Genomic DNA, 25,101 nt, shown 5'->3' with positions numbered 1-25,101 from the left:
TCAGGCCTGCTGCTGCCGGAGGTCCACCACAATGCCGGTGGCGGCGTTCTCCCGTACGGCCTTGATGCCCTCAAGCAGCGTGCTTAGGGACTTGAATTTGGGCGAGACGGCAACGGTGTTGCCCTCCGCATCTGTGAGCCGCAACCGGTACGACTCGTCTCCTGATCGATGTATCTCAAACCTGCCCGCCATATGCCGGGACCTCCCCTGATATGCGTCGTTGCATCAGCGTTCGACCGGTCTGCTTCAGTCGCCGCTTTGAACTGTAATGCCGGTCACGCCGCCGGTCGAGCTACCGCCGGGTAGGTTACTTTAAGGGTCAAATATTTCCGCCACTTGCCGGTCCGGGTACTATTTCGCGTGATCGTAGGAATCCACCACGGCAACGCTGACCGGGAATTCCACCGGGATGGGACCGAAGAGCAGCTCCTTGGCTGCCCGGGCTGCGTCTTCGATGGCCGTGATGCAGGCGTCCACCGCTTCAACAGGGGCATGCACCATCACTTCGTCATGCAGGAAGAGGACGAGCTCAGCGTTAAGGTGAAGGTCCTTCCGGAGGGCGCGCAGCCGTCGTCGTAATTCCGCCAACCAGCAAGCCGCCCAATCCGCAGCCGATCCCTGCACCACGAAATTTCGGGTGAAGCGCCCCCTGGAACGGGCGATCGACTCGGCCCGGCGCTGCTCCTCCGCTGATGCGGAGCGCTGGCTCTGGAACCACCGCTCGGAGGGCGGCGGGCTGCTGCGGCCCAGCCGCGTGGTCACCGTCCCGCCGGACTCGCCCGCACGGGCTGCCTGTTCCACATAGTCCACTGCCCGGGGATAGGTTCGCGCGAGCTGCGGCATGAGGCGGCCGGCCTCGCCGGAGGTTGCGCCGTACATGGCACCGAGCAAAGCCACCTTGGCCTTGGCGCGGTCCCCGCCGAATCCCTTCGCAGCGATGCCCGCGTAGAGGTCCTGGTCGCGGGCAGCTTCCGCCATGGAGGAGTCTTGCGCGAGGGCCACCAGCACCCGCGGTTCCAGCTGGGACGCGTCCGCCACGATCAGCTTGTGGCCAGGATCGGCGTGGACAGCGCCCCTGATGTTTCGCGGGATCTGGAGTGCGCCGCCGCCACGAGAAGCCCAGCGGCCGGATACCACCCCGCCCACCACGTACTCGGGCCGGAACCTGCCGCCCGCCACCCAGGCGTCGAGCCAGGACCAGCCGTTGGCAGTGTGCAGCCGCGAGAGCTGTTTGTAGGCCAGAAGCGGTGCGATGGCAGGATGGCTCGATTCCCGCAGCTCCCACTTGCGGGTGGTCTTGACCTCAATGCCGTTGCGGTGCAGGGCGCGCATTAGGTCCTGCGGCGAATCGGGGTTCAGGGTGGGCGAGTTCAGGAGCCTCCTGAGCTCCTGGTTCAGCACCTCAAGCTTTGCCGGCCGGTGGCCCGCGGGAGGCCGCGGGCCCAGGTGCTCGGCGAGGATCTGCTCGTGCAGGTCTTCGCGCCAAGGAACTCCTGCATGCTGCATTTCGGCGGCGATCATGGCGCCGGCCGATTCCGCCGCCAGGAGGAGCTGCAGACGGCTCCGCTGGTTTTCCTCCTGGCCCACCGTGGCCAGCGCCGCCTGCTGTGCGGCGTATTCGGCACGCAGTTCTTCGGCGGTGTACCGGGGGAGCGGACTGTTCCCAGGGTCCTCGAACAGGGCAGCCTGGTCTGCGGGAGGAGGCGGCGGCTGGGGTGCCTTGGGGGGCAGCAGCGGGTCGTCCAGGGGCGCCCTGTCCGCGTTCCTGGCGTACTCGGTGTGGGCGGCGAAGCGGGAAAAGGCCAGGATGTTGCCGCACAGGCTAAGGTCGTGGCAGCGCTCCAGCTCCACCCCCGCTGCCAACAGGGCCGGGTACCAGTCCTGGGTGCGGTGCCAAATCCACCGGGGCGGCTGCCCGTTCGGCCGGCGGTTCTCCAGGTCATGCACGACGGCGGCCAGCTCGCCACGGGCGATGAGCCTTGGTTCCGGGGTTGACGGCTGGGGGAGTCCCGCCTGCGTGAGTTCCTGCAATGCCGCGCCGTGGGGGTGGGCGGCGAGCAGCAGGTACATGGTCCCATTCTGCCCTGTTTGTGGGGAGCCCAAGGCCTGGGCGGTGGCGGCAGGGCCTGCATGGGTGGCGGGGACCGGCCTGGTTTTCCACATACGGTAATCGTCCCCTTACTGGGTTGCCTGCAGAAGTGGAGAGTGGCGTCATGAGCAGGCACCAGCTAGACCCCTCCCCTTCGGAACCCGGCGCTCCCGATCAAGGCCGTCCGGCACCAGGTCGTAGCGGTGCCTTCGGTGCTGCAAGGGACGTGGGTCCCTCTGGACCCGCTGGAGCCTTTGTGGCGGGGGCGCAGGGCAGAGGGGCGGGATGGGACGGGGACGCGTGGGTGCCGGATGGCGGCAGCGAGATCCTGCTGGTCACCGCGTCAGCCGTGCTCCGGGCTGAGGTGGAACGGATCGTTGCGGCAGCGGGGGCGCAACTGCGCGTCGTTCCTGATGCTGCCGGTGGTGGCCCGCATTGGGACGGTGCCGCAGCGGTCCTGGTGGGAAGCGACATTCGAGAACTGCCGCCACGGCGGCGGGCGCCGGCGGTGCTGGTGGGGCTGGACGGTGAAGGAGACAGCCTGTGGCACCTGGCCGCCGTGCTCGGTGCGGAGAGGGTGGCTGTGTTGCCTGATGCTGCGGCCTGGCTCGCGGACCACCTGAGCCGGTCACGTTCACCGGGTCCGGGCGGGCTCATCCTTGGCGTGACCGGTGGCTGCGGCGGTGCCGGAGCCACCACGGCAGCGATCTGGATTGCCCAGGCCGCGGCCGGGCTTGGTGCACGCGTGCTGCTGGTGGACGGTGATCCCTGGGGTGGCGGACTTGAGCTTGCCCTTGCGGCGGAAGAACACCCGGGCTTGCGCTGGCCGGACCTTTCCGAGGCCAGGGGCAGCATCGATCCCGCGCAGCTGGCGGATTCCCTTCCCGTCGCCGGCGGTTTCTCCTTTTTGTCCTGGCCCGCAAGCCGGGAGCAGCATGTGCCCGCTGCCGCCGCCACCACGGCCGGAGTCCTGGACGCAGCCCGGCGGGGATACGAACTGGTGGTGGTGGATATCGGCCGGGGGACGGAATCAATCCATGCGTTCGCCTGGGACTGTGATCGTATTGCCGTGGTGGTTCCGGCCCAACTGAAGGCTGCTGTTGCCGCCGTGCGGCTGCTCCAGGAGTTCCCGCCAGTGGACGCAGCACTCCTGGTCCGTGGCAAAACCGGCGCGGCGCTGGACGGCCCGCTGATCGCCGAGGCAATCGGCCTTCCCATCCAAGGACGCGTGCCTGAGCTGCGGGGAGTCACTGCAGCCATGGAATCAGGCCGTCTCCTCGAGCTCGGCAAGCGGCGGGGGGTGCGGCAATTTGCCGCGTCCGTGCTGGACCTTTTGGGAGACGAGCTGCTGTCCGCGGAGATGGCATGAGGCAGCAGGCCGGCATCGGCACCCCGGGAACGGACGAGGCGAGCCGGCGGCGCAGCCGGATCCTGGAAACCGGCCCTGCCCATCCCCGCCAGGAGGGCTGGCGCGCCGCCGAGCCTGGTGTGGACGATCGGACTTCGGGCGGGCGCAGTCCAGTGGTGCCCGCCCCGGCTGACCGCGTCGGCGCGGATGCCGTGCCAGCCAACCGGCGGCGGCGCGAGCGCCGCGCCCTGGGCGGGACGGCGATCGATACAGGGCTGCTTGAATCGGTCCGGGAGTCCATGATGGCGGACGCTGCGGCGGTAACACCCTCACGGGTGGCCGCGGCCGTGCAGGCCACCGGAAAGTTGCTGGGCACCGCCGGCTCGCTTGCCGCCGCCGAACGGATCAGCGCGGAGCTGAGCGGCCTGGGACCGCTTCAGGGACTCACCCGCGATCCCGCTGTCACGGATATCTTCGTGAATGCCCCGGACTCGGTTTGGGTGGACAGGGGACAGGGCGTCGAGGCAGTTCCGGTTGCCTTTGACAGCGAACCGCAACTGCGGGCATTGGCCTGCCGCCTGGTGGCCGCAGGGGGCAGGCGCCTTGATGATGGCTCGCCGTGCGTGGACGTTCGGCTGGCGGGCGGTTACCGCATCCACGCCGTGCTGCCACCTGTCTCGACGGCCGGGACTCTGCTGAGTATCCGGATCCGGCGCGAACGTGTTTTCACCATGGCAGAACTTCAAGCCGGTGGGATGTTCAGCGAGGGTCTGCAGGATGTCCTGGAGCGGGTGGTACGGCAGCGGCTGAGCTTCCTCATCAGCGGTGCCACCGGCTCCGGCAAAACAACCCTGCTGTCCACGATGCTCGGTCTCTGCGCTCCCGCGGAGCGGTTGGTGCTCATCGAAGATGCCTCGGAATTGAATCCCGTCCACCCGCACATTGTGTCGCTGGAATCGCGCCATGGGAACCTGGAGGGCGGCGGTGAGGTGGACCTGGGAAACCTCGTGAGGCAGGCGTTGCGCATGCGCCCGGACAGGCTTGTAGTGGGGGAGTGCCGGGGCGCCGAAGTCCGGGAACTGCTCACGGCCATGAACACGGGCCACAGCGGCGGCGGCGGAACCATCCACGCGAACACCGCCACCGCGGTGCCGGCACGGCTCACGGCCCTGGGGGCATTGGCAGGCCTGAATCCGGAAGGGGTGCGGCTCCAGGCAGCGAGTGCTCTTGATGTGGTCATCCATGTGGACCGGACCTCCAGGGGCCGGCAGGTGGCGTGCGTTGGGCTGATTGGAGACGGACCGGACGGACTCACAGTAGTCCCGGCGCTTGAAGGGAACGGTGACGCTCTGGTCGCTGGCCCGGGATGGGCGGCCCTGGCGCCACGGCTTGGACTCGGACCGGGGGAGCCGCAATGATCCTCCTGCTGGCCCTTGCCTTGGGCTTGTCCGCGGTGCTGCTTGTCGGACCGCCGCTGGATGCTCCCGCCAGGCTCCGCCGGGCAGCAGGATTCAGGGCTGCTCCTGCTCAGGCCGCCCCCGGCGTCCTCGGCTTCCAGCTCCGCCGGCTGCTCATGCCCCATCGTCTCCTGCGCGGAAACGGGAAGGGGACAACGCAACCGGTTATCCCCATGACTCTTGTGGTGCAACAACTGGCCGCACTGCTCAAAGGCGGCCGGACCCCGGCGCGCCTCTGGGACGAGATCTGCGCTGTTTACGGGTCGCCGGTTTCGGGCGCGCGCACCGTGTCGGCCGGGTCCGGCACAGTTCTGGCCTCAGCACGTGCAGCGGCCGCTGCCGGCACACCCGTTTCGGAGGCCATGCGGCGGGCGCTGCCCTCCGCCTTTCCCCGGCGGGACAGGGAGTGCCGCATCTGGGCCGAGCTCGCCGCCTGCTTCGACATCGCGGAAGCGAGCGGCTGCCCGCTTGCGGACGTGCTGACAAGATTCGCCGCCCAGCTTGAAGTGGAGGATGACGCCGATGCTGCCCGGCAGACTGCCCTGGCCGGTCCCAAAGCCACCGTCAGCCTCCTCACCTGGCTACCACTGATGGGGTTGGGCCTGGGAATCGCCCTGGGTGTCGATCCGCTGTCCATCCTGCTGGGTACGCCGTGGGGACTGGCCGCGCTCGCCGCCGGTTTCGGACTGACGGTGGCCGGCAGGCTATGGTCGGCCAGGCTGGTGGCCGCAGCAGCAGGTGCCGGCGTGCCATGACGTGGCCCGCCGTTTCGGCCATCGCCCTTTTCCTGTTGTTGGGCATGGCGGCTGGTCTCGTGGAGGGTGGACGTGGCTGGGCCAGGAACCGGCTGCTGACCCTGGCCGCGGGCGGCAGATTCCGGGAGCCGCAAGCGACCGCAAGTACCCCAGGAGGCGGGCCCGGCAGCAGCTCTGCGGGTTTGGGTGACACCGCCATGATGCTGGAACTTGTCGCCGCCATGCTGGATGCCGGCTCAAGCATCGGGCGTGCGCTTGAACTGGTTTCCGGCTCGGCCTCCGACCGGTACTGCCGGGCGCTCCGGCCAGTAGTGTCAGCCCTGGCCATCGGGGCTGACTGGGAGACCGCGTGGCGCAGCAGTGCGGTCCGGCTGCCGGAAGTCCTGGAACTCAGAGACGCGCTGGGGTTCGCAGCCCTGACCGGTGCCCCATCGTCAGCGATTCTCTACGCCCAGGCTGCCAGGCTCCGGCGTGAGCGGTTCCGGGCTGCGGAGAAACGGGCAGCATCACTGGGCGTAAAACTCGTGGTCCCGCTGGGCCTGTGTTCCCTCCCGGCCTTCATCTGCCTTGGTGTGGTGCCGGTGCTGCTGGCCCTGGTCCCCAGCGGTTGACGTGGCGGGCTGGTGGACACTCCACCGTCCACTCCTCCACAAGGGGGAACCAGCCGGCTTTTCCACTTAGCAGCCGGCCGGGCTTACCGGTTCAGGCCGGGCCCGGAAGAGTCGAGGCAGCCGGAAACATCACCGGCCTCAAGGAAAGGAACATCACATGTCCACTAACTACTGTCGCCACTACGCCCAGGGCACCTATGCCCGGGCAACCGCTGCGCTCGCCGCCCATGTTGCCTCCCCGGACCACGGCAGCACCAGCAGGCCACGCACCGGCGAGGCCAGTGGAAGCCGTTCCCTGCCCGCCAACGTGGTGGAGCTGTACCCCGGCGTCACAACTCCACCCGGCCGCAACCGGGGCGTCCGGCTCCTGGGCTCGGAAGCGGGGATGGCAACGGCCGAATATGCCATTGCCACCCTCGCCGCCGTGGGCTTTGCGGGGCTGCTCGTTTTCATCCTCCGCAGCGAGGAGGTCCGGGGCTTCCTGCTGAACCTGATTCGGACCGCCCTGGCCCTGCCGTGACCGGCGCGCCGGCCGTGCTCCCTTACCCAGTTCCTCCTGCCACCCGAAGAAGGGGAGCTCATCCGCGCCGGGTCCGCCCCGGACGCGCTTGGCGGGAGGACTCACGTGGTGCCGTCACCGCTGAGTTCGCGGTGACGCTTCCTGCCGCCCTGCTGTTGTTGGCCATGCTGCTCGCAGGTGCCTCGGCCGGGATAACGCAGTTGCGGCTGGAGGAAGGAGCACGTGCCGGTGCCCGCGCACTCGCCCGCGGCGACGATTCCGCCTCAGTGGAAAGGACTGTCCGTACGCTGGCGGGAGCCACCGCCTCCGCCGCTGTCTCGGCTGACGGGGAATGGCTCCACGTCACTGTCACGGACCGGGTGGGTGGCCCGCTGGGCGCTACCATCCCCTGGCTGCTCAGTGCCCGCGCCTCTACAAGGAGCGAGGCCACAGGATGAGGGCCGGCAGGAATGCGTCTGCCGGCCGGGAGCGCGGGTCCGGTACTGTCCTGGCCGCCGGACTTGCCCTCGTGGTGATGATGGCCATGGCGTTGTTACTGCTGCTGGTCCAGTCTGCTGTCCTTGCCAGCAGGGCGGCCTCGGCTGCAGACCTCGCGGCCCTTGCCGCCGCCGATGCCCTCCGCGGCGTCACTGACGGGGAACCATGCACTGTCGCCGCGGAGGTGGCAGCACGGCACGGAGCAACCATCGTGGGATGTGCCGAGGAACCGGGCCAGACCGTGGAGGTGCGGACCGAACTGGTGGAGCGGAGCGTGTTCGGGCCGGCGAGCGGACGCGCCCGTGCAGGGCCTCCACCCTGACCGCCGGCACGGGCAGGAAGGTCCCTGCGGGCGCCGGGCCATGCGAGGAAGGTGAAGGCGGGCAGCGAGGGCCTGCTCCCGGTCAGCGCTGGGCTTCCACCCTGACGCTGCCGGCTTCGGTGGCCTCTTTGAGGAGGACGTCGAGGAGTGACACTGCCGCGGCCTTGTCCAGGGGGTTGTTCTTGTTCCCGCACTTGGGTGACTGCACGCAGGAGGGGCAGCCCGCGTCGCATTCGCAGGCCTTGATGGCATCACGGGTGGCTGTCAGCCACACCTTGGCCTTGTCGAACCCCCGCTCGGCAAAACCGGCCCCGCCGGGATGCCCGTCATAGACGAAGATGGTGGGGACTCCCGTATCGGCATGCAGCGCGGTGGAAACGCCGCCGATGTCCCACCGGTCGCTGGACGCGACCAAAGGCAGCAGGCCAATGGCCGCATGCTCGGCGGCATGGAGGGCGCCGGGAAACTGGGCTTCGAGGAGCCCGGCGGCTGTGAGCGAGCGGTTGTCCACCACGAACCAGACCGCCTTGGTGAAGAGTTCGCGCGCCCCGAGGTCCAACGGCTCCTCCCCAAGGATCTCGTTGGAGATCAGGGCTTTGCGCTGGAAGGAGACCACTTGCGTCGTCACCTTGACATCGCCGAAGTGCACCGACACGTCACCCCACTCCATGGTCCGCAGGGTCTCCAGGACCTCAATCTGGGTCACGTCCCGGGCTGTGGTGTAGTAGTCCGGATTGGCGCGGCGCACCATCACGCAATGGTCCTCTTCATTCAGGTCCTCCACCACGTAGCTGTCACCCTGGTGGATGTACACCGCCCCGGTATGGGCCTGATAGTGGGTCTGGGGGGAATCCATGGTTCCCAGCAGGGACCCGGTCTGGGCATCCACGATGCTCACCGGTCCGCCGCCGTCTGCCCGCAGGTTCACCATGCCGGCGGCACTCTGGGAGTGCGTCCAGAACCAGCCCGCGGGCCGCCGTCGAAGGTAGCCTTGCGCCACCAGCCGGTCCAAAAGGGTCTCTGCGGTGGCACCGAACAGGTCCAGCTCGGCCGGACCGAGGGGGAGTTCCGCCGCCGCTGCGCACAGGTGGGGTCCGAGCACGTAGGGGTTGGAGGGGTCGAAGACCGTTGCTTCCACTGACACGTCAAAGATCGCCTCGGGATGGTTAACCAGGAAGGTGTCCAGCGGGTCATCGCTGGCCACAAAGGCTGCGATGGCGTCCTGGCCTGCCCTTCCCGCCCGTCCGATCTGCTGGAAGAGGGAGGCGCGGGTTCCAGGCCAGCCTGCCACCAGGACCGCATCCAGGCCGGAGATATCGATTCCCAGTTCAAGGGCGGAGGTGCTGGAGACTCCCAGGAGCTCACCCGACCGCAGGGCACGTTCCACGGCACGGCGTTCTTCGGGCAGGTACCCGGACCGGTAGGCCGCCACCCGCTGGGGCAGGCTGGGATCCACTTCATCAAGGAGGCGTTTTGTAATTGAGGAGATGGTCTCCGCGCCACGGCGGGATTTGATGAAGGCGATGGTGCGGGTCCTTGCCGACACCAGGTTTGCCAGCAGGTCCGCCGTTTCAGCAACGGCTGTCCGCCGCTCCTTGGCGCCGTTTTCGCCGCGCACTTCCGTCAGGGCTGGTTCCCACAGCGCCACCGTGGTGGCACCGTGCGGGGAACCGTCGCGGGACACTGCCGTCACCGGTGCCCCGATCAGCCGGGCGAAGGAGACGTCAGGCTCCGAAGCAGTGGCGGAAGCCGCAATGAACACCGGCTCGGGATAGGAGGTGCCGGCACCGTAGTAGGCGCAGATCCGCCGGAGCCGGCGCATCAGGTTGGCCACGTGCGAGCCGAAGACGCCACGGTAGCTGTGGGCCTCGTCAACGATCACGTAGCGCAGCCGCCGGAAGAAGGAGGCCCACCAGGCATGGTTGGGCAGGATTCCGAAGTGCAGCATGTCCGGGTTGGCCAGTATGAAGTTCGCGTGGTCCCTGATCCAGCGGCGGGACGCCGGGTCTGTATCGCCGTCGTAGGTCTCGGCCCGGACTGTCGGCAGTTTCAGGGCCCGGATGGCGTTAAGCTGGTCGGCAGCCAGGGCTTTGGTGGGGGACAGATAGAGGGTGACGGCCCCGTCGTCGTGGATTTTTCCCGGATCAGCCACCACCCGCAGTTCCGAGCGGTGGATGGCATCGAGTGCCGGCAGCTGGTAGGCGAGCGACTTGCCGGACGCCGTTCCGGTGGCCACCACAACGTGCCCCCCGGCCTGGGCGATATTCGCTGCCTCAACCTGGTGCCGGTACGGCTGCTGGATGCCGAGGGAGCCATAGGCCGCTACCAGGTCGGGATGGACCCAAGCAGGCCACGGTTCGTGCTCGGCCTCACGTGCCGGGATGGTACGGACATGACGGAGCTGCTCCGGATCCGGGCCACGGCCCAGCAAGGGAATCAGGGAGTCATGGGGGTTCACCCCAACATTGTTTCACCCGGTTCCGCGTTGCATGCCCGGGTTCGCCATCGGGGTAACAACCAGGTCAGCTCAGGGAGAGGTCTGCACCGTCATGGGAAGCCGAGAGCATCAGGACTTTGGAAACGGTGGTCCAGCCCAGGTGCGAGTACAGTTTCTGGCCGTCCAGGGAAGCCAGGAGGAGGCCCTCCTGTACGTCATACCCGAAGGCTTGGGCTGCCAGGGCCCGCATGATGAAGCTGCCCAGGCCGCGGCGCTGGAAAGCCGGCTGCGTGATGATTTTGTCGAACACTGCCGTCTCGCCCACCACAAAGACCCGTCCGCTGGCGGCCACGGTCTCTCCCGACCGGACCTCTGCATAGTGGACGCCGTCCTGCTCCCACGTGTGCAGGGCCAGGTCGTCGTCGGACAGCCACGGATCTTCGGCGTCCTGGGTTTCCATGTCCACGATCATCATCGTCTGGGAATCCGATGTGACGTTCAGCCCTTGCCTGGCAGCCAGGGAAGAGTAGCGGGCAACGTCATTGGTAAGGATGGTCAGGACCCTCGCCGGGACTTCGGCCGTCTTGGCAGCCAGCGCCGCGAACTCGTCGTCGGTGGGCTCCGATGCGAAGTATTCCCAGTCACCGTTGGCGTCATTCCGGAGGACCGCGGGGAAGCGCCCCTCGGTGGATGTCGTATAGCCGCGACAACCGGCCCAGCCTGCCACCCACACCTCAAGCAGGCCGGTAATGTCTTCAACCATGGTTTCCGGGGTCATGGGATGAGACTATTCCAGCCCGGTCACAAGCAACAGGGGGTAGGCAGGGCAGAACCCCGGTGCTTATGCAATTGTGATGCGGCAACCGCCCCGCCGCCGGTTCCGGAGGCACATGCAGCCAGGCGGCGGGTTCCTTTGCGCCCTCCCGGTACCCTTAAATACGTGGCTTTGAACAAAATTGTGCTTTTCTACGGGTTCACCCCGATTGCCGATCCTGACGCAGTGCGGCTCTGGCAGCGCGCGCTGTGCGAGAAGCTCGGCCTCACGGGCCGCATCCTGATCTCCAAGGACGGCATCAATGCCACCGTGGGTGGAGAGATCAGCGCGGTCAAGCAGTATGTGAAGACCACGCGGGAGTACAAGGGCTTCCGGGCCATCGACGTCAAATGGTCCGACGGCGGCGCCGAGGACTTCCCCCGGCTCAGCGTCAAGGTCCGGGACGAGATCGTCTCCTTCGGTGCGCCCGGTGAATTGAAGGTGGACGCCAACGGTGTGGTGGGCGGCGGCACGCACTTGAAGCCGGAGGAACTCCACGAGCTGGTGGACAGCAAGAAGGAAAACGGTGAGGACGTGGTCTTCTTCGACGGCCGGAACGCCTTCGAAGCCCAGATCGGCCGCTTCAAGGACGCCATCGTCCCGGATGTCGCCACCACCCACGACTTCATCAAGGAACTGGAGTCCGGCAAGTACGACGACCTGAAGGACAAGCCGGTGGTCACGTACTGCACCGGCGGCATCCGCTGCGAAGTACTGTCCAGCCTCATGGTGAACCGCGGCTTCAAAGAGGTGTACCAACTGGACGGCGGCATTGTCCGGTACGGCGAAACCTTCAAGGACCAGGGTCTCTGGGAAGGGTCGCTGTATGTCTTTGACAAGCGCATGCACCTTGAGTTCAGCGATGACGCCAAGACCATCGGCGAATGCACCCGCTGCGCGGCACCCACCAGCAAGTTCGAGAACTGCTCAAACCCCAGCTGCCGCAACCTCACGCTGTACTGCGCTGACTGTGCCTCCAACCCGGAAACCTTGCGGTGTCCTGAGGGCTGCGCAGCCTAGGGCTGCCCGGAGAGCAGCCGCAGCCGGTAGGCGTAGTTGGCGCCGGTCCTGGCCTCCACCCTGATATCCAGGGCAGTCTCGGCTGAAAGGTAGATGACGTTCTCCCTGTTGATGCCGCAGCGCAGTCCAAGGTCCACCAGGGTGAGTGTCTCGCTGCGCACTGTGAACGTCACCCGCCGCTGGCTGCGGCAGGCCAGGGCAAGCGCATAGGTCCCGGCTCCCAGGGCGGGAGTGGTTTCGGTGCGGACCTCCCCGGCAGCCGCCAGCCCCGCCCCCGAAGCGACTACCCGCTGTCCTGTATCGGGCAGCGTCCGGGCCACCCACGAGCCGAGCTCGGCCTCGCTGACGGGGTCCTTCTGCAGCGGGTCACGGGTGAAGACCGGCCTGGGAGCGCGCGTCGCGTCCGCCTCCACGGGACCCAGGTTCCGGCCGTCGTCGTACGTGTATTCGCAGCCGCCCAGCAGCATTCCAGCCGCCAGCGCAACAATGACGACGGCGGGGCGGCCTTTTCCGGCCAGCGGCGCCCGGGCGGTTCTCGCCGGGACCGTCGTCGCGGAGTGCGCCCGCGGGGGGTGAGGCGCGGAGAACTTCCGCACACTGGGCATAGTCAGACTTTAAGCCTGCGGGATCCGGCAGGCCAGAGCCGAAAGACCGTTACCCTTCGGGTGCCAGGCGGTACGCGTAGATCAGGGGCGCATCCACGCTGGACGTGCTGATTTCCAGGGCGCCCGCCTTTGGAAGCGTGATCCTGGTGGTTTCCCGGCTGCCGTTGCAGGCTGCCCCGGCGTCGGCCAGCATGGTCCCGTCCAGCGACACCGCGAAGAAGGCCTTGCCGCCGCCCTCGCATGTCGCCGTCAGGATATAGCGGCCCGCCGGAACATCTGCGGCTTCCCTGATGATCCGGTCCCGGTTCAGGATTTTGCCCGCGTCCTCGAGGACAGCTCCCGGCGCGGAAGGCAGCGCGGTGGCCTGCCATTGCGGAATATCCGCGTTTTCGATCGAAACCACGGGCGAGCATCCGGCGAGGGCAAAGGCTGTTGCGGCAGCAAGCACAGCGGCCTGCACCGGCGGGCGGAAGCGCGCGGACGGCTGGCGCGGGGCACGCGCAAGGAGGGAAGAACGGGAAGGCATGGCTCAACGCTACCCCGCGGAATGAGCCCCCAATCCGCGCCTGCCGCCCGACTAAACTTGGACGGTGCCCACATCCCCTTTTGAGTTCACCGCCGGCAATACCCCGGACGCACCCCGCAGCGACCTTCCGGAGCTCCTCACCGCCCTTGCCGCGGACCTGCGCCGCCTTGACTACACGCCCGACGGCGTCGCCCGCTTCCTTGGGCCTGGCGCCTCCGCGGCGCTGGACCGGGACCAAACCATCCCTGCCCTGCTGGCGGCCGAACGCGCTGTGCGGCGGGACGAGGCAGTAAGGCACCTTGCCGCCGTCGTCCGCCTCTGGCTGCTTGCCGAGCCGCAACCGGCGGAAACGCTCGACGCCGCCCTGCCGGGGCTCCGCGCGGAAGGCCTCCTGGCACTGGGCCTGGTGGAGCCCGTTCCCGGCAGCGCGCTCCTACGCGCCAAGGTCGACCTGCGGCCTTACGGCTGGGATGCCAACGACGACGGCAGCGGCGGCGCTGAACTCTGGGTGGCCAGCGACCTCGCAGCACACCAGCAGGAAGGCGTGCTCCGGCGGGACCATGTCCTGGGGATCGGGCACGCCTCCACAACCCTGGTGCAAACAACATTCCGCCGCCACACAGAGCGCGCGCTGGACCTGGGCACGGGATGCGGGGTCCAGGCGTTCCACCTGCTGCACCACTGCGAGCACGTTACTGCCACGGACATTTCCGAACGGGCGCTTGCGTTCACCCGTTTCAATATCCTGCTCAATGCCGAGGCTCTCTCCGTTGACCCGGCCCGGCTGGCCGAGAGGGTAAGCCTGCGCCTCGGATCGCTCCTGGATCCCGTGGCGGGCGAGGAGTTCGGGCTTGTGGTGTCCAATCCTCCGTTCGTGATCACCCCCCGCAGCGCGGGGGAGGACGCCGCAGGGCAGTTCACCTACCGCGACGGCGGCCTGCCGGGCGACGAAATTGTCTCCTCGCTTGTCAGGGCACTGCCGTCCGTCCTCGCCCCTGCCGGAACAGCCCAGCTTTTAGGCAACTGGGAGGTCGTGGCGGGAACGTCATGGCAGGAACGGCCCCAAAGCTGGGCCGGCGCGGGCATCGATGCCTGGTTCATCCAGCGTGAGCAGGTGGGGCCGGAGCAGTATGCGGAAACCTGGCTGCGGGATGCCTCCGAGAGCCGGGACCGGCAGCATTACCGGGACGCCTACGCCGCCTATCTTGCAGACTTCGAGTCCAGGAACGTGGAGGGCATCGGTTTCGGCATGGTCTGGCTGCGCCGGCCGGTTGAACCCGGGCAGGCCGCCATCAGCCGGTTCGAGGAAATCACGTACCCCATCGAGCAACCGATCGGGCCCCACCTGGGGGCCGCCGTCGAACGCGCTGACTGGCTGGCCGCGCACCCGCTGGAGGACGCGCACCTGCTGGTGGCAGAGGACGTCACGGAGGAGCGCCACCAGCGGCCGGGCGCCGAACACCCCGGCGTGATCCTGCTGCGCCAGGGCGCAGGGCTGCGCCGGACCAACCTGCTCAGCACTGAGCTCGCCGGCTTTGTTTCAGCCTGCGACGGCGACCTGACGGCGGGGCAGATCACCGGCGCCCTGGAGGCGCTGCTGGGCGGCGGGGACGGGTTCGACGCCGTCACATTCCGGAGCGGCTTACTCACCGAGGTGGCCAACCTGGTGCGCGACGGCTTCCTGATTCCCGCCGCTGCCTGAGGCTGGGAAGGGCCCCCGGGAGACCCCCTTGTTTTCCACATGGATGCGCACATTTCGCCAAAATATGGTGAACTAGGCCAGTATGGGCGCATCTGCCCGAGCAACCTTTTTCTGTAGGAGCACCGTGCCAAGCAAGGCCAAAACCGGCAAGAAACTCGTGATTGTGGAGTCTCCGGCCAAGAGCAAGACCATCGCCAAGTACCTCGGCGAGGGCTTCATCGTAGAGGCCTCCATTGGTCACATCCGCGACCTGCCGCAGCCGTCCGAACTCCCCGCAGAGCTGAAGAAAACGTCGGTGGGCAAGTTCGCCGTCGACATTGAGCACGACTTCAAGCCGTACTACGTGGTCTCGGCTGACAAGAAGAAAAAGGTGACCGAGCTCAAGGCTGCGCTCAAGGATGCAGACGAACTTTATCTCGCAACCGATGGGGACCGCGAGGGCGAGGCCATCGCGTGGCACCTGCTGGAAGTGCTCAAGCCCAAGGTTCCGGTGTACCGGATGACGTTTGGCGAAATCACCAAGGAAGCCATCCAGCGCGCCATGGGCAACCTGCGCGATGTGGACACCGCGCTGGTGGACGCCCAGGAAACGCGACGTATCCTGGACCGCCTCTACGGCTACGAGATCTCTCCGGTGCTGTGGCGCAAGGTGGCCCGGGGCCTCTCGGCCGGCCGCGTGCAGTCCGTGGTCACCCGCATGGTGGTGGACCGGGAGCGTGAACGCATGGCGTTCAAGGCCGCCTCGTATTGGGACCTCACCGGCCAGTTCGGTTCGGACGCCGGGTCCTTCAAGGCGAAGCTCGCTGCCGTGGACGGCGCCAAGGTGGCCAGCGGCCGCGACTTCAACGACGACGGCGTCCTCACCTCAAAGAACGTCGCCCACCTCAACGAGGAGCTGGCAACGTCGTTGGCAGCCGGGCTGCAGGACGCTTCGTTCACCGTCCGGTCCGTTGATACCAAGCCGTACACCCGCCGCCCGGCTGCGCCCTTCACCACCTCCACGCTGCAGCAGGAGGCGGGCCGCAAGCTGCGCTTCTCCTCCAAGAGCACCATGCAGGTTGCCCAGCGCCTGTACGAAAACGGCTACATCACCTACATGCGTACCGACTCCTCGGCGCTGAGCGACGAGGCCGTCACCGCCGCCCGGCGCCAGGCTTCCGAACTGTACGGCCCCGAGTACATCCCGCAGTCACCGCGCGTGTACACCGGCAAGGCAGCCAACGCCCAGGAAGCCCACGAGGCCATCCGTCCCGCCGGTGATTCCTTCCGCACGCCGGCGCAGGTGGCCAAACAGCTTTCCGGCGACGAATTCCGGCTCTACGAACTCATTTGGAAGCGCACCGTTGCCTCCCAGATGGCTGATGCCAAGGGCTCGACGGCGACCATCAGGCTGGGTGCCGTTGCCGTGGACGGGCGGGATGCAGAGTTCTCCGCGTCCGGCACCGTGATCACCTTCCCCGGTTTCCTCGCCGCCTACGAGGAAGGCAAGGACGAAACCCGCGGAGACGACGACTCCGACGAAGCGCGCCGCCTGCCGAACGTTGCCAAGGGCGATTCGTTGGCCGCGTCCGAGATCGTGGCGGTTGGCCACGAAACCTCGCCGCCGCCGCGCTACACCGAAGCCTCGCTGACGGCCGAGCTGGAGAAGAGGGGCATCGGTCGTCCCTCCACCTACGCGTCCACCATCTCCACCATCCAGGACCGCGGATACGTGCGGAAACAGGGTTCGGCACTGGTTCCCAGCTGGATCGCGTTCTCGGTGATCCGCCTGCTGGAACAGCACTTCAGCGACTACGTGGACTACGAGTTCACCGCGGACATGGAAGGCGATCTGGACAAGATCGCCAACGGCCAGGCCGTGGGCGCCTCCTGGCTCCGTCACTTCTACTTCGGCGAGGACTCGGATCCGGGCCTGCTGAGCATCGTGAACAACCTCGGCGAGATCGACGCCCGCGAAATCAACTCCATCCCGATCACGGACGAGATCACCCTTCGCGTGGGCAAATTCGGCCCCTACCTCGAAAGCTCCGCCGCCACCGTCGACCCCAAGACCGGCGAGATCGTCGAGTCGGCGCGCGCCAACGTCCCCGAGGACCTGGCGCCCGACGAACTGACAGCCGCCAAGGCCGTTGAACTGATGGAGACGGCTGCTCCCGAGGAACGCGTGCTGGGCACTGACCCGCACACTGGGCACACCATCGTTGCCAAGAACGGCCGCTATGGCGCGTACGTCACCGAGATCATCCCTGAGATGACCGAGGAACAGATCGCAGCCCAGCCGGTGGAGTACTACAAGAACGGCAAGCCCAAGCCGCCGAAGAAGCCCGTCAAGGCCAAACCGCGGACGGGATCGCTGTTCAAGTCCATGACCGTCGAGTCCGTCACCCTGGACGAGGCGCTCCAGCTGATGAGCCTGCCCCGCGTCCTCGGCGAGGACGCCGAAGGCAACCTCATCACGGTCCAGAACGGCCGCTTCGGCCCCTACCTGAAGAAGGGAACCGACTCCCGGTCCATCGGCTCCGAGGAGGAAATCTTCACCATCACGCTGGAGCAGGCCCTGGAGATCTACTCGCAGCCCAAGCAGCGCGGTGCCCGTGCCGCCGTCCCGCCGCTGGCGGAGTTCGGTCCGGACCCCGTGTCCGAGAAGAACATCGTGGTTAAGGAAGGCCGCTTCGGCCCCTACATCACGGACGGGATCACCAACATCACCGTTCCGCGCGCCACTTCCCTTGAGGAACTGACGCGTGAACAGGCTGTTGAGCTCCTCGCCGAGAAGCGCGCCAAGGGCCCTGTGAAGCGCACCGCCACCCGCAAGGCCCCCGCCAAGAAGAAGGCCACCGCAAAGAAGTAGCGGTGGCCAGGGGTTTGCATGGGGCACGGGATCGTGATCGGGTAGTGGGATGACTGAACAGCCAGGAATTGCCGATACCACTCCGCTCAACGATCTCGAGGAGAATCTTGCCAAGGGCGGCCAGCCTGATGCGAGCCCCGTGGACGTCATCCTGTCCTTCCTGAACAGCGAGGTCTACATCATCAGCTCGGACGGCATCGAGGGCGAGGACTCCCAGGTGGAGCCGCTGGTCCTGGGTAACGCCGACGGCGATCCCGTCCTTGCCGTCTTCTCGCACCCCAGCCGTGGAGACCAGCAGTACCTCGAAGCAGCGCCGAACGTCCTGGGCACGCAGGGCGCCGCCATCATCGCGAACATCGGTGAGGAGCTGGGCATGGTGATCAACCCCGGTGCCGCCTACGGATTCGAAATCAACCCCGAAGGCATTGCCAACATCAAGCGCGACTTCAAGCGGGCTGACGAGCAATAATGGCAGCATGCGGCTAGGCGTCCTCGATATCGGGTCCAACACTGTCCACCTCCTCCTGGTGGATGCCCACCCCGGCGCGCGCCCCGTGCCGTTTGCGTCCCACAAACGGCCGCTCTCGCTGGTCCAGTACCTGGAACCTGACGGCAGCATCAGCGATGCCGGGCAGCACGAGCTCACCGAGTTCGTGCTGGAGGCCTGGGAGTTTGCCGCCCGGCACAAGGCGGAGGACCTTCTGGCCTTCTGTACCTCGGCCATTCGCGAGGCCACCAACGGGCCCGAGGTCCTGGCCCGCGTCAAGCACGAAACCACCGTCACGCTGCAGGAGCTGACCGGCAGCGAAGAAGCCTCCATGACGTTCTTCGCCGTCAGGCGCTGGCATGGGTGGGGCGCCGGGCCCATCCTTAACCTGGACATCGGCGGCGGCTCCTTCGAAATGGCTTTCGGGCAGGATGAGCTGCCTGAGGTGGCCACGTCCGTGCCGCTGGGTGCCAGCAGGCTTACCCGGGACTGGCTGTCCGAAGATCCGCCCTCTGCCAAGAGCGTCAAGGAGCTGCGGCGCTACATCAGGGCCACGCTGAAGCCTGCGGTGCGGGAATTCGACGGACTGGGCCGGGCCAACCTGGTGGCAGGGACCTCCAAGACCTTCCGTTCACTTGCACGGATCGCCGGTGCTGCCCCCAGCGCAGCCGGCCCCTACGTTAAGCGCGAGCTCAACGCCTCGGACCTGGGAGTTTGGGCGCAGCGCATCTCCGCGATGAAAGCCGAGGACCGGCTGCATCTTCCGGGTGTATCAGAAGCCCGGGCCCACCAGTTGTTGGCCGGGGCACTCGTTGCCGAAGCCGCCCTGGAGCTCTTCAAATTCAAGAAACTCCGCATCTGCCCCTGGGCCCTGCGGGAAGGGCTGATCCTTCGCCGGCTGGACCAGCTTGTGTTCGCCGGCCCGCTGGAGCCGGCACCCCATGTGGCCCCCGCGCAACCGGTCGAAGCCGCAGTCTAGGGAAGTTTCCGCAGCCCGGGCTGGCCGTTAAAAGCGGAAGCACCGGCGCCGCCAACAGGAAAAATGGGGGAAAACCTGTTGCCGGCTGCCGGTGCCCTGGCAGGGATCCCCATCCCTGCCGCATCACTCGCACCCTCAATGAGGTACTACCTACAGTAGGGAGGTTAAGTGGGAGGAACCTGCGCCTTACATGTGAGCTGGCTGTGAATGGATTGTTGGGGGTTCCCGCTTTTGCATGTCCACCCGCGGTCATCTATTTCGGCACCGGGAGCGGCTAGCTGTAATGATGGAGCCATGAGCAACCGAATCGCATTCCTTGGCTGTGGATCCATGAACGAAGCAATTCTGAGTGGCCTGCTGGAAGCCGGGACGGATCCGGCGGACGTCGTGGCCACCGTGAGGCGCGCCGAACGGGCGGCGGAACTGGCAGAACGCCATCACGGAGTAACCGCGATCGCCGGGGAGGAGGAGCCTGACAACAACAAGCAGGCCACCAAAGGCTCCGGCGTCGTCATCCTTGGCGTCAAGCCCGTAGGCATCGCGGCCCTTGCCCGGGAAATCAGCGGCGCACTCTCTCCCCACACCGTGGTGGTGAGCGTTGCTGCGGCAGTCTCCATCGCTCAGCTCGAGGCAGCACTTCCGGCGGGGCAGCCGGTGATCCGTTCCATGCCAAATACCCCGTCCAAGGTGGGCCGCGGCGTGATCTCGGTGTCGCCGGGCACCCACTGCACCACGGAACAGCTGCAGAACGTCAAGAACGTCCTGCAGGGGGCGGGCACAGTGGTGGAAGTCCCCGAGGAGCAGGTGGACGCACTCTCGGCCATCAGCGGCTCCGGACCCGCGTACGCCTTCTACCTGGCGGAGGCCATGGCGGCGGCGGGCCGGGAACTGGGCCTGGACGCAGAATTGTCCCTTCTCCTTGCCCGCGAAACCGTGGCAGGCGCCGGAATGATGCTCGCAGAGCCAGGCGCCGACCCCACCGCCCTCCGCAAGGCCGTGACCAGCCCGAACGGCACCACGGAGCGGGCAATCGCCACCTTTGACGAGCGGGGCATGCCGGCCATCATTGCGGCGGGTGCCCGTGCTGCTGCTGACAGGGCAGCCGAAATCACCAAGCAGCTCGGCTAATCCCCACCGGCTCCCTGCCCTCGCAAGCTCGGGCCGGGGCCCTCGCCAGCGGGGGCCCACCCCCGGCTCCCTGCCCTCGCAAGCTCGGGCCGGGGCCCTCGCCAGCGGGGGCCCACCCCCGGCTCCCTGCCCTCGCAAGCTCGGGGCGGGGCCCTCGCCGGCGGGGGCCAACCACCGGCTCCCTGGCCGGGCTTGCCACGTCAGGGGCGGGCGGCGAAGCGTTCCAGCAGGTCCACGTGGCCGGACACGATCAGCATGTCCCGGGAGGAAACCTTGGTCTCCGGCCGGGCGTAGGTGAAGTCTTCGCCGGGTGACTTTACGCCCACGATCGTCACACCGTACTTGGACCGGACCTTGGATTCGTCCAGGGTGAATCCCACTGTTTCGCGCGGCGGGTACATCTTCACGATGGCGAAGTCGTCGTCGAACTCAATGAAGTCCAGCATGCGGCCGGAGACCAAGTGCGCGGCGCGGACACCGGCGTCGGCCTCCGGGTAAATCACGTGGTTCGCTCCGATCCTGGTGAGGATCTTGCCGTGCGAGGGCGTGATGGCCTTCACCCACAGGTGCTCGATGCCAAGGTCCACCAGGTTGACCGTGATCAGCACCGAGGATTCGATGGACGTGCCCACACCCACGACGGCGGAGCTGAACTCCTGCGCCCCAAGCTGGCGGAGGGCGTCGATGTTGGTGGCGTCGGCTTCCACCACATGCGTCAGGAGGGGCGCGAACTTCTGGACGAGGGTCCGGTCCCGCTCGATGGCGAGCACTTCACGGCCCTGCTTGACCAGCTGCTCGGCAGTGGAGGAACCGAAACGGCCCAGCCCGATGACCAGCACCGGAGCGTTGTGGGCGGGCCGCCGCGGGGCGTCTGGGGAACTAGCCAATGATGGGCCTCTCTTCGGGGTAGTGATAGAGCTGGCTGCGCTGGCGGAGGGCCAGGGCGGCGGCGAGGGTTACCGTGCCCACGCGGCCGGCAAACATCAGCGCGGTAAGGACATACACGCCGGAGGGCGCCACTTCAGCGCTGAGGTTGGTGCTGAGGCCCACGGTGGCGAAAGCGGAAATGGTCTCGAACAGGACCCGGTCCAGGGAGGCGCCGCTGATGTGGAGCAGCAGGAACGCGGACACCGATACCAGGGTGGCGCCGGCAACGATGACCGAAATGGCCACCCGCATGGTTCCTTCCGGGATGGTCCTGCCGTACACCTTGACGTCGGCGTCGCCCCGGGCCTCGGCCACGATCGCCAGGAACATCACCGCAATGGTGGTGACCTTGATGCCGCCAGCCGTGGAGGCTGAACCGCCGCCGGCGAACATCAGGGCGTCCGTCAGCAGCATGGTAGTGGACTCCATCTGGTTCTGGTCCACGAGGTTAAAGCCGCCGGACCGCATCATGACCGAAGCGAACAAGGCGTGGGTGACTTTGTCCCCGAGGTTCATGGTCCCGATGGTGCGCAGGTTGTCCCACTCCATGAGGGCCCACAGGAACGTGCCCGCTGCCAGCAGGATGAAGGACACCTGGATGGTCAGCTTGGTGTGCAGGTTCCACTTCTTCCAGTTCAACCCGTTCTGCTGGAGCACCATCACCACCGGGAAGCCGAGGCTGCCCAGGAAAACGCCGAGCATCAGGGGAACCAGGATCCAAAGATCCGTCTCGTAGGGGACGATCCCGTCCGAATGGGGGGTGAATCCTGCGTTGTTGAACGACGAGATGGCATAGAAGATGCCGTGCCACACAGACTGCCAGAAGGGCTCGCCCAGGGTGAGGAACCGGGGGATGAGCGCCAGCGCCAGGATGCCTTCGATCACCACGGACGTGGTGATGACGATGCGCAGCAAGGTACCAACCTCGCCCAGCCGGCCCGCGTTGTTCATGGACTCCGCCGCGATGATCTTGCCGCGGACCCCGAGCCGCTTGCTCACCATCAGTGCCAGCAGGGAGGCCAGGGTCAGCGTGCCCAGGCCGCCAATAAAGACGCCGATCAGGATGACGAGCTGCCCGAAGAAGGACCAGTGGATCGCGGTCGAAACCACCGTGAGGCCAGTGACGCACACGGCCGATACCGCCGTAAACAGCGCCTGGTGAATGGGGGTGGCAGTGCCGGCTGAAGACGAGACGGGCAAGGACAGCAGGAATGTGAACACCAGGCAGACGCCGGCGAACGCGCTGAGGGCGAGCCTGGCAGGCGAGGTGTTCGCGATGTCATCGATGAAGTCGCGCAGCCGCGTAAGGATCCAGAGGCCTTCCCGCTCCTGCGCTGCGGGGTGCCAGCTGGCCGGGTTCCGGGGCCTCGACTGGCTCTGCGTCATGTGTGGCTTTTCCTCGGTAGAAACTGCTTCCCTCAGTAGTAAACCACTAATGACCGCGTAATGACCGGGCAGCAAGTGCCTGAGGCTCGGGTAGCCTGTGATTGATGACATACCTCCCGGGTCTCAGCCTGCCCGCGCCCCCGACGGTGGTGGCGTGGAGCACTGACATGACCGCCTACAACTTTGGGCCTGGCCACCCGATGGCTCCGGAACGGATGGACCTGACGGCCCGCCTCGCGCGAAGCCTGGGGTTGTTCGACCTGGAGCACGTTGCCGTGGAGGCGCCGGACATAGCTTGCGACGCCGACCTGGAGTCCGTGCATTCCGCCGATTTCATCGCGGCGGTTAAGAGGGTCAGCGCCAACCCCGGCGAGACTGATGAGTCCCGCGGCCTGGGAACGGAGGACGATCCCGCCTTTGCGGGCATGCACGACGCCGCGGCCAGGCTGGCCGGCGCCTCCCTCCTGGCGGCCTCCCGGATCCTGGACGGCTCCGCCCTGCGCGCCATCAACTTCGGCGGCGGCATGCACCACGCCGCCCGTGAGCGGGCCAGCGGGTTCTGCATCTACAACGACGCCGCACTCGCCATCCAAAAATTGCTCGACGGCGGTGTCAGCCGGGTGGCATACCTCGACGTTGACGCGCACCATGGGGACGGCACGGAGAGCATTTTTTGGAATGACCCGCGCGTCCTCACGATTTCACTGCACGAAAGTGGCCTGACGTTGTTCCCCGGCACCGGTTTCGCAAACGAGATCGGCGGTCCGCAGGCCGAGGGGACGGCAGTGAACGTGGCGCTGCCCTCAGGTACCGGGGACGCCGGCTGGCTCCGGGCGTTCCATGCCGTGGTGCCGCAGCTGGTGGCTGCGTTCCAGCCGGAAGTCATCGTCAGCCAGCACGGCTGCGACTCGCACCGCAGCGACCCCCTGACCCACCTCAACCTCAGCGTTGACGGGCAGCGGGAGGCCGCCTCCGCCGTCGGCAACCTTGCGGCCAGGCATTGCGACAACCGCTGGATCTCGACGGGAGGCGGGGGATATAACGTCCTCGAGGTGGTGCCCCGCTCCTGGAGCCACCTGATCGGGATCGCCGCCGGACGGCCCGTGCCGCTGCGCACCCCGGTTCCGCAGGACTGGCGGGACTATGTGGAGGAGAAGTTCGGCAGGTCGGCGCCGGCAATGATGAGCGACGACGTGGAGCTGTGGTGGCGGTCCTGGGAAGTGGGCTTCGACCCCAACGACGACGTTGACCGCACCGTCATGGCCACCCGGAAGGCCGTCTTCCCGCTGCACGGGCTGGATCCCTGGTTTGACTGACGCAGGTCTCATCTACCCGCGCCCGTGCTCAGTCACTGGATTTCTCTGTTTGGAACACAACGCCCGCCGCGCCGATGAGCCAGCCCAGCAGCGATAGGGCGAAGGCCCCGATCAGGTCAGTGGAGGCGGTTCCCTTCACAAGCCAGAGCAGCAGGACCAGAAGGCCCACCGCGAGGTACACCACGATGGCTGCGACGATCCGTCCTGAGAGCCTGGCGGTGACTTCGGAAGGACTGACAGCGGGGGCAGCGCCGGAGCCGCGCCCTCCTGCCGCGCCGCCGCCCCCGCGCTCGTCGCGTCGGACCTCGGCGATGGTGAACCCCAGGGCCGAGGCGGTCAGCGAACTCAGCGAGGTGGCCAGTACGCCGGCCGCGGTAACCAGGGCCCCATTAAGGGGCGGCGCCACGGTCCTCCCGTCGGGCACCCAGAACCCGACGCGCAGCAGGACTGAGCCCCAGACCGCCACAAAAAGTCCCAGAAACACAAACGCGATGATGTTGAACAGTTGCTGCCGGAAGAAATCCATCACCACCACCCCTCGGTTCACGCGGGCCGATGCCCGGGATTCCGGCGCAGCGGTGACACCGTTGTAGCACCGCGGGAGAAGCGGGGCAATGGCCTTCGGGTGCAGGCCGAAATAGTTGATGCCTTTCGGCGTATATGTCGCTAGGGTGGGAGGCATGGTGACAGACGACGTATTTGCCGTCATAGCGGAATCGACCCGGCGGGATATCCTGCTCTCCCTGCGTTCAGGGGACAAAGCCGTGGGCGAGTTGGTGGAAGAACTGGCAGCGAGCCAGCCCACCATTTCCAAGCACCTCAAAGTCCTTCGCGAAGCCCAGTTGGTGAGCATGCGGGCGCAGGGCCAAAAGCGCTACTACGCTTTGAATCGCAAGCCGCTTGAAGGGATCGCCAGCTGGCTGGAAACGCTCGACGTCGGATCAGCGGCCCCAGCCGTAACGGCCGGGACAGCGCCGGCCGCCCCGGCAGTTGCCCACGGCGGGACTGCTCCCGCCCCCGCGGCCAAGGCAGGCGCCACCCCCAAGGACACTGAAGGCGCCGGCGCTGTGGCGGCCGAGGCCGTGTCCGCCGGCGTCCTGGCGGCGGACGGCGCGGAGCTGAGCCCCGCCGTCGTCATTCCCGGCGGGACCACGGCGCCCCTGAGCGATGACACCGTGCCGCAACAGATCGGCCGGACCGTGGGCCGCGCCGCCACCAAAGCGGCGGACCTCCTGGCCAACCTCCCCAATCTCCCCAAATTCGGCCGCAAGAAGTAGCCCAGCACCCCAAGTAGGTAGCGCCAAGTGTCGTTTTGAGGGTTGAAAACGACACTTGGCGCTACCC

The 25,101-nt window shown here is 67.0% G+C and carries 24 protein-coding genes; 15 read left to right on the top strand and 9 right to left on the bottom strand.

Features of this window, described 5'->3' with window-relative positions:
- Complete coding sequence (locus ASPHE3_RS16285; RefSeq protein ID WP_041652295.1) at positions 1-192, bottom strand: YegP family protein; 192 nt, start codon at positions 190-192, stop codon at positions 1-3.
- 159 nt (positions 193-351) lie between these two features.
- Positions 352-2,070, bottom strand: coding sequence for a bifunctional 3'-5' exonuclease/DNA polymerase (locus ASPHE3_RS16280; protein ID WP_013602290.1), 1,719 nt, complete (start codon positions 2,068-2,070; stop codon positions 352-354).
- Positions 2,071-2,393: 323 nt separating this feature from the next.
- On the opposite strand from ASPHE3_RS16280, the gene ssd reads away from it, so the two are divergent.
- The 7 genes from ssd (at position 2,394) to ASPHE3_RS16245 (ending at position 7,579) form a co-directional block, all read left to right on the top strand.
- The gene (gene ssd / locus ASPHE3_RS16275) at positions 2,394-3,458 is read left to right on the top strand and encodes a septum site-determining protein Ssd (protein WP_013602289.1); all 1,065 of its coding nucleotides are present in this window, start codon (positions 2,394-2,396) and stop codon (positions 3,456-3,458) included.
- Positions 3,455-4,855 (top strand): TadA family conjugal transfer-associated ATPase, encoded by a 1,401-nt coding sequence (locus ASPHE3_RS16270; protein ID WP_013602288.1) that lies wholly within the window; start codon positions 3,455-3,457, stop codon positions 4,853-4,855. The genes ssd and ASPHE3_RS16270 overlap by 4 nt, the downstream gene beginning before the upstream one ends.
- Positions 4,852-5,649 (top strand): type II secretion system F family protein, encoded by a 798-nt coding sequence (locus ASPHE3_RS16265; protein WP_013602287.1) that lies wholly within the window; start codon positions 4,852-4,854, stop codon positions 5,647-5,649. Before ASPHE3_RS16270 ends, ASPHE3_RS16265 begins: the two co-directional genes overlap by 4 nt.
- Positions 5,646-6,260, top strand: coding sequence for a type II secretion system F family protein (locus tag ASPHE3_RS16260; RefSeq protein WP_013602286.1), 615 nt, complete (start codon positions 5,646-5,648; stop codon positions 6,258-6,260). Before ASPHE3_RS16265 ends, ASPHE3_RS16260 begins: the two co-directional genes overlap by 4 nt.
- Before the next feature lie 157 nt (positions 6,261-6,417).
- On the top strand, positions 6,418-6,780 hold the full coding sequence (locus tag ASPHE3_RS16255) for a DUF4244 domain-containing protein (protein ID WP_013602285.1): 363 nt from the start codon (positions 6,418-6,420) through the stop codon (positions 6,778-6,780).
- A gap of 131 nt (positions 6,781-6,911) precedes the next feature.
- Positions 6,912-7,217: a TadE family type IV pilus minor pilin gene (locus tag ASPHE3_RS16250; RefSeq protein ID WP_013602284.1), complete on the top strand. Its 306-nt coding sequence runs from the start codon at positions 6,912-6,914 to the stop codon at positions 7,215-7,217.
- Complete coding sequence (locus ASPHE3_RS16245) at positions 7,214-7,579, top strand: Rv3654c family TadE-like protein (protein ID WP_013602283.1); 366 nt, start codon at positions 7,214-7,216, stop codon at positions 7,577-7,579. Before ASPHE3_RS16250 ends, ASPHE3_RS16245 begins: the two co-directional genes overlap by 4 nt.
- A gap of 82 nt (positions 7,580-7,661) precedes the next feature.
- On the opposite strand, the gene ASPHE3_RS16240 is transcribed toward ASPHE3_RS16245, so the two are convergent.
- Together ASPHE3_RS16240 and ASPHE3_RS16235 are read right to left on the bottom strand one after the other, a co-directional pair.
- A complete protein-coding gene (locus tag ASPHE3_RS16240) occupies positions 7,662-10,037 on the bottom strand; it encodes a DEAD/DEAH box helicase (protein WP_013602282.1) in 2,376 nt (791 codons plus the stop codon).
- A gap of 64 nt (positions 10,038-10,101) precedes the next feature.
- Complete coding sequence (locus ASPHE3_RS16235) at positions 10,102-10,794, bottom strand: GNAT family N-acetyltransferase (RefSeq protein WP_013602281.1); 693 nt, start codon at positions 10,792-10,794, stop codon at positions 10,102-10,104.
- Between the two features lie 162 nt (positions 10,795-10,956).
- On the opposite strand from ASPHE3_RS16235, the gene trhO reads away from it, so the two are divergent.
- Positions 10,957-11,850: an oxygen-dependent tRNA uridine(34) hydroxylase TrhO gene (gene trhO, locus ASPHE3_RS16230; RefSeq protein ID WP_041652292.1), complete on the top strand. Its 894-nt coding sequence runs from the start codon at positions 10,957-10,959 to the stop codon at positions 11,848-11,850.
- Here trhO and ASPHE3_RS16225 read toward each other — a convergent pair.
- Both ASPHE3_RS16225 and ASPHE3_RS16220 read right to left on the bottom strand, forming a co-directional pair.
- A complete protein-coding gene (locus ASPHE3_RS16225) occupies positions 11,847-12,455 on the bottom strand; it encodes a hypothetical protein (protein ID WP_013602279.1) in 609 nt (202 codons plus the stop codon). The genes trhO and ASPHE3_RS16225 overlap by 4 nt on opposite strands.
- Positions 12,456-12,504: 49 nt before the next feature.
- Positions 12,505-12,981, bottom strand: coding sequence for a hypothetical protein (locus tag ASPHE3_RS16220; RefSeq protein WP_013602278.1), 477 nt, complete (start codon positions 12,979-12,981; stop codon positions 12,505-12,507).
- 64 nt (positions 12,982-13,045) lie between these two features.
- On the opposite strand from ASPHE3_RS16220, the gene ASPHE3_RS16215 reads away from it, so the two are divergent.
- The 5 genes from ASPHE3_RS16215 to proC all read left to right on the top strand — a co-directional run bounded on the left by ASPHE3_RS16215 (position 13,046) and on the right by proC (position 20,128).
- Positions 13,046-14,683: a DUF7059 domain-containing protein gene (locus ASPHE3_RS16215; protein ID WP_013602277.1), complete on the top strand. Its 1,638-nt coding sequence runs from the start codon at positions 13,046-13,048 to the stop codon at positions 14,681-14,683.
- A gap of 124 nt (positions 14,684-14,807) precedes the next feature.
- Positions 14,808-17,534 (top strand): type I DNA topoisomerase, encoded by a 2,727-nt coding sequence (gene topA, locus ASPHE3_RS16210; RefSeq protein ID WP_013602276.1) that lies wholly within the window; start codon positions 14,808-14,810, stop codon positions 17,532-17,534.
- 49 nt (positions 17,535-17,583) lie between these two features.
- Positions 17,584-18,003 (top strand): SseB family protein, encoded by a 420-nt coding sequence (locus ASPHE3_RS16205; protein WP_013602275.1) that lies wholly within the window; start codon positions 17,584-17,586, stop codon positions 18,001-18,003.
- Between the two features lie 7 nt (positions 18,004-18,010).
- The gene (locus ASPHE3_RS16200; protein ID WP_013602274.1) at positions 18,011-19,000 is read left to right on the top strand and encodes a Ppx/GppA phosphatase family protein; all 990 of its coding nucleotides are present in this window, start codon (positions 18,011-18,013) and stop codon (positions 18,998-19,000) included.
- 294 nt (positions 19,001-19,294) lie between these two features.
- Positions 19,295-20,128 carry a pyrroline-5-carboxylate reductase gene (gene proC, locus ASPHE3_RS16195; protein ID WP_013602273.1) on the top strand — a complete coding sequence of 278 codons (834 nt, stop codon included), beginning with the start codon at positions 19,295-19,297 and terminating at the stop codon, positions 20,126-20,128.
- 200 nt (positions 20,129-20,328) lie between these two features.
- Here proC and ASPHE3_RS16190 read toward each other — a convergent pair whose 3' ends face one another.
- Both ASPHE3_RS16190 and ASPHE3_RS16185 read right to left on the bottom strand, forming a co-directional pair.
- On the bottom strand, positions 20,329-20,967 hold the full coding sequence (locus ASPHE3_RS16190; protein WP_009358540.1) for a potassium channel family protein: 639 nt from the start codon (positions 20,965-20,967) through the stop codon (positions 20,329-20,331).
- Between the two features lie 40 nt (positions 20,968-21,007).
- Positions 21,008-22,441: a TrkH family potassium uptake protein gene (locus tag ASPHE3_RS16185; RefSeq protein ID WP_013602272.1), complete on the bottom strand. Its 1,434-nt coding sequence runs from the start codon at positions 22,439-22,441 to the stop codon at positions 21,008-21,010.
- 104 nt (positions 22,442-22,545) lie between these two features.
- Between ASPHE3_RS16185 and ASPHE3_RS16180 the strand changes: the two genes are divergently transcribed.
- Positions 22,546-23,757 carry an acetoin utilization protein AcuC gene (locus ASPHE3_RS16180; RefSeq protein ID WP_013602271.1) on the top strand — a complete coding sequence of 404 codons (1,212 nt, stop codon included), beginning with the start codon at positions 22,546-22,548 and terminating at the stop codon, positions 23,755-23,757.
- 28 nt (positions 23,758-23,785) lie between these two features.
- Here the strand turns inward: ASPHE3_RS16180 and ASPHE3_RS16175 are convergent, their stop codons facing one another.
- Positions 23,786-24,439 (bottom strand): hypothetical protein, encoded by a 654-nt coding sequence (locus ASPHE3_RS16175; protein WP_254362905.1) that lies wholly within the window; start codon positions 24,437-24,439, stop codon positions 23,786-23,788.
- On the opposite strand from ASPHE3_RS16175, the gene ASPHE3_RS16170 reads away from it, so the two are divergent.
- A complete protein-coding gene (locus tag ASPHE3_RS16170) occupies positions 24,438-25,034 on the top strand; it encodes an ArsR/SmtB family transcription factor (RefSeq protein ID WP_013602269.1) in 597 nt (198 codons plus the stop codon). The two genes, ASPHE3_RS16175 and ASPHE3_RS16170, sit on opposite strands and share 2 nt — an antisense overlap.
- The last annotated feature ends 67 nt before the right edge of the window (positions 25,035-25,101 follow it).

Origin of the sequence: Pseudarthrobacter phenanthrenivorans Sphe3, assembly GCF_000189535.1 — a bacterium.
In the GTDB taxonomy this organism is placed as follows: Bacteria; Actinomycetota; Actinomycetes; order Actinomycetales; family Micrococcaceae; genus Arthrobacter; species Arthrobacter phenanthrenivorans.
The sequence above is the reverse complement of the archived record's forward strand: the minus strand, read 5'-3'. Positions and strand labels throughout refer to the sequence as shown.

What these genes read in the sequence shown, in the direction of transcription:
- ASPHE3_RS16235 (WP_013602281.1), bottom strand. Translation starts at nt 10,794, where the DNA reads ATGACCCCGGAAACCATGGTTGAAGACATTACCGGCCTGCTTGAGGTG.
- ASPHE3_RS16200 (WP_013602274.1), top strand. Translation starts at nt 18,011, where the DNA reads ATGCGGCTAGGCGTCCTCGATATCGGGTCCAACACTGTCCACCTCCTC.
- ASPHE3_RS16225 (WP_013602279.1), bottom strand. Translation starts at nt 12,455, where the DNA reads ATGCCCAGTGTGCGGAAGTTCTCCGCGCCTCACCCCCCGCGGGCGCAC.
- ASPHE3_RS16170 (WP_013602269.1), top strand. Translation starts at nt 24,438, where the DNA reads ATGGTGACAGACGACGTATTTGCCGTCATAGCGGAATCGACCCGGCGG.
- ASPHE3_RS16255 (WP_013602285.1), top strand. Translation starts at nt 6,418, where the DNA reads ATGTCCACTAACTACTGTCGCCACTACGCCCAGGGCACCTATGCCCGG.
- ASPHE3_RS16245 (WP_013602283.1), top strand. Translation starts at nt 7,214, where the DNA reads ATGAGGGCCGGCAGGAATGCGTCTGCCGGCCGGGAGCGCGGGTCCGGT.
- ASPHE3_RS16220 (WP_013602278.1), bottom strand. Translation starts at nt 12,981, where the DNA reads ATGCCTTCCCGTTCTTCCCTCCTTGCGCGTGCCCCGCGCCAGCCGTCC.
- ASPHE3_RS16285 (WP_041652295.1), bottom strand. Translation starts at nt 192, where the DNA reads ATGGCGGGCAGGTTTGAGATACATCGATCAGGAGACGAGTCGTACCGG.
- ASPHE3_RS16205 (WP_013602275.1), top strand. Translation starts at nt 17,584, where the DNA reads ATGACTGAACAGCCAGGAATTGCCGATACCACTCCGCTCAACGATCTC.
- proC (WP_013602273.1), top strand. Translation starts at nt 19,295, where the DNA reads ATGAGCAACCGAATCGCATTCCTTGGCTGTGGATCCATGAACGAAGCA.
- ASPHE3_RS16270 (WP_013602288.1), top strand. Translation starts at nt 3,455, where the DNA reads ATGAGGCAGCAGGCCGGCATCGGCACCCCGGGAACGGACGAGGCGAGC.
- ASPHE3_RS16260 (WP_013602286.1), top strand. Translation starts at nt 5,646, where the DNA reads ATGACGTGGCCCGCCGTTTCGGCCATCGCCCTTTTCCTGTTGTTGGGC.
- ASPHE3_RS16280 (WP_013602290.1), bottom strand. Translation starts at nt 2,070, where the DNA reads ATGTACCTGCTGCTCGCCGCCCACCCCCACGGCGCGGCATTGCAGGAA.
- ASPHE3_RS16180 (WP_013602271.1), top strand. Translation starts at nt 22,546, where the DNA reads ATGACATACCTCCCGGGTCTCAGCCTGCCCGCGCCCCCGACGGTGGTG.
- ASPHE3_RS16265 (WP_013602287.1), top strand. Translation starts at nt 4,852, where the DNA reads ATGATCCTCCTGCTGGCCCTTGCCTTGGGCTTGTCCGCGGTGCTGCTT.
- ASPHE3_RS16185 (WP_013602272.1), bottom strand. Translation starts at nt 22,441, where the DNA reads ATGACGCAGAGCCAGTCGAGGCCCCGGAACCCGGCCAGCTGGCACCCC.
- ASPHE3_RS16175 (WP_254362905.1), bottom strand. Translation starts at nt 24,439, where the DNA reads ATGCCTCCCACCCTAGCGACATATACGCCGAAAGGCATCAACTATTTC.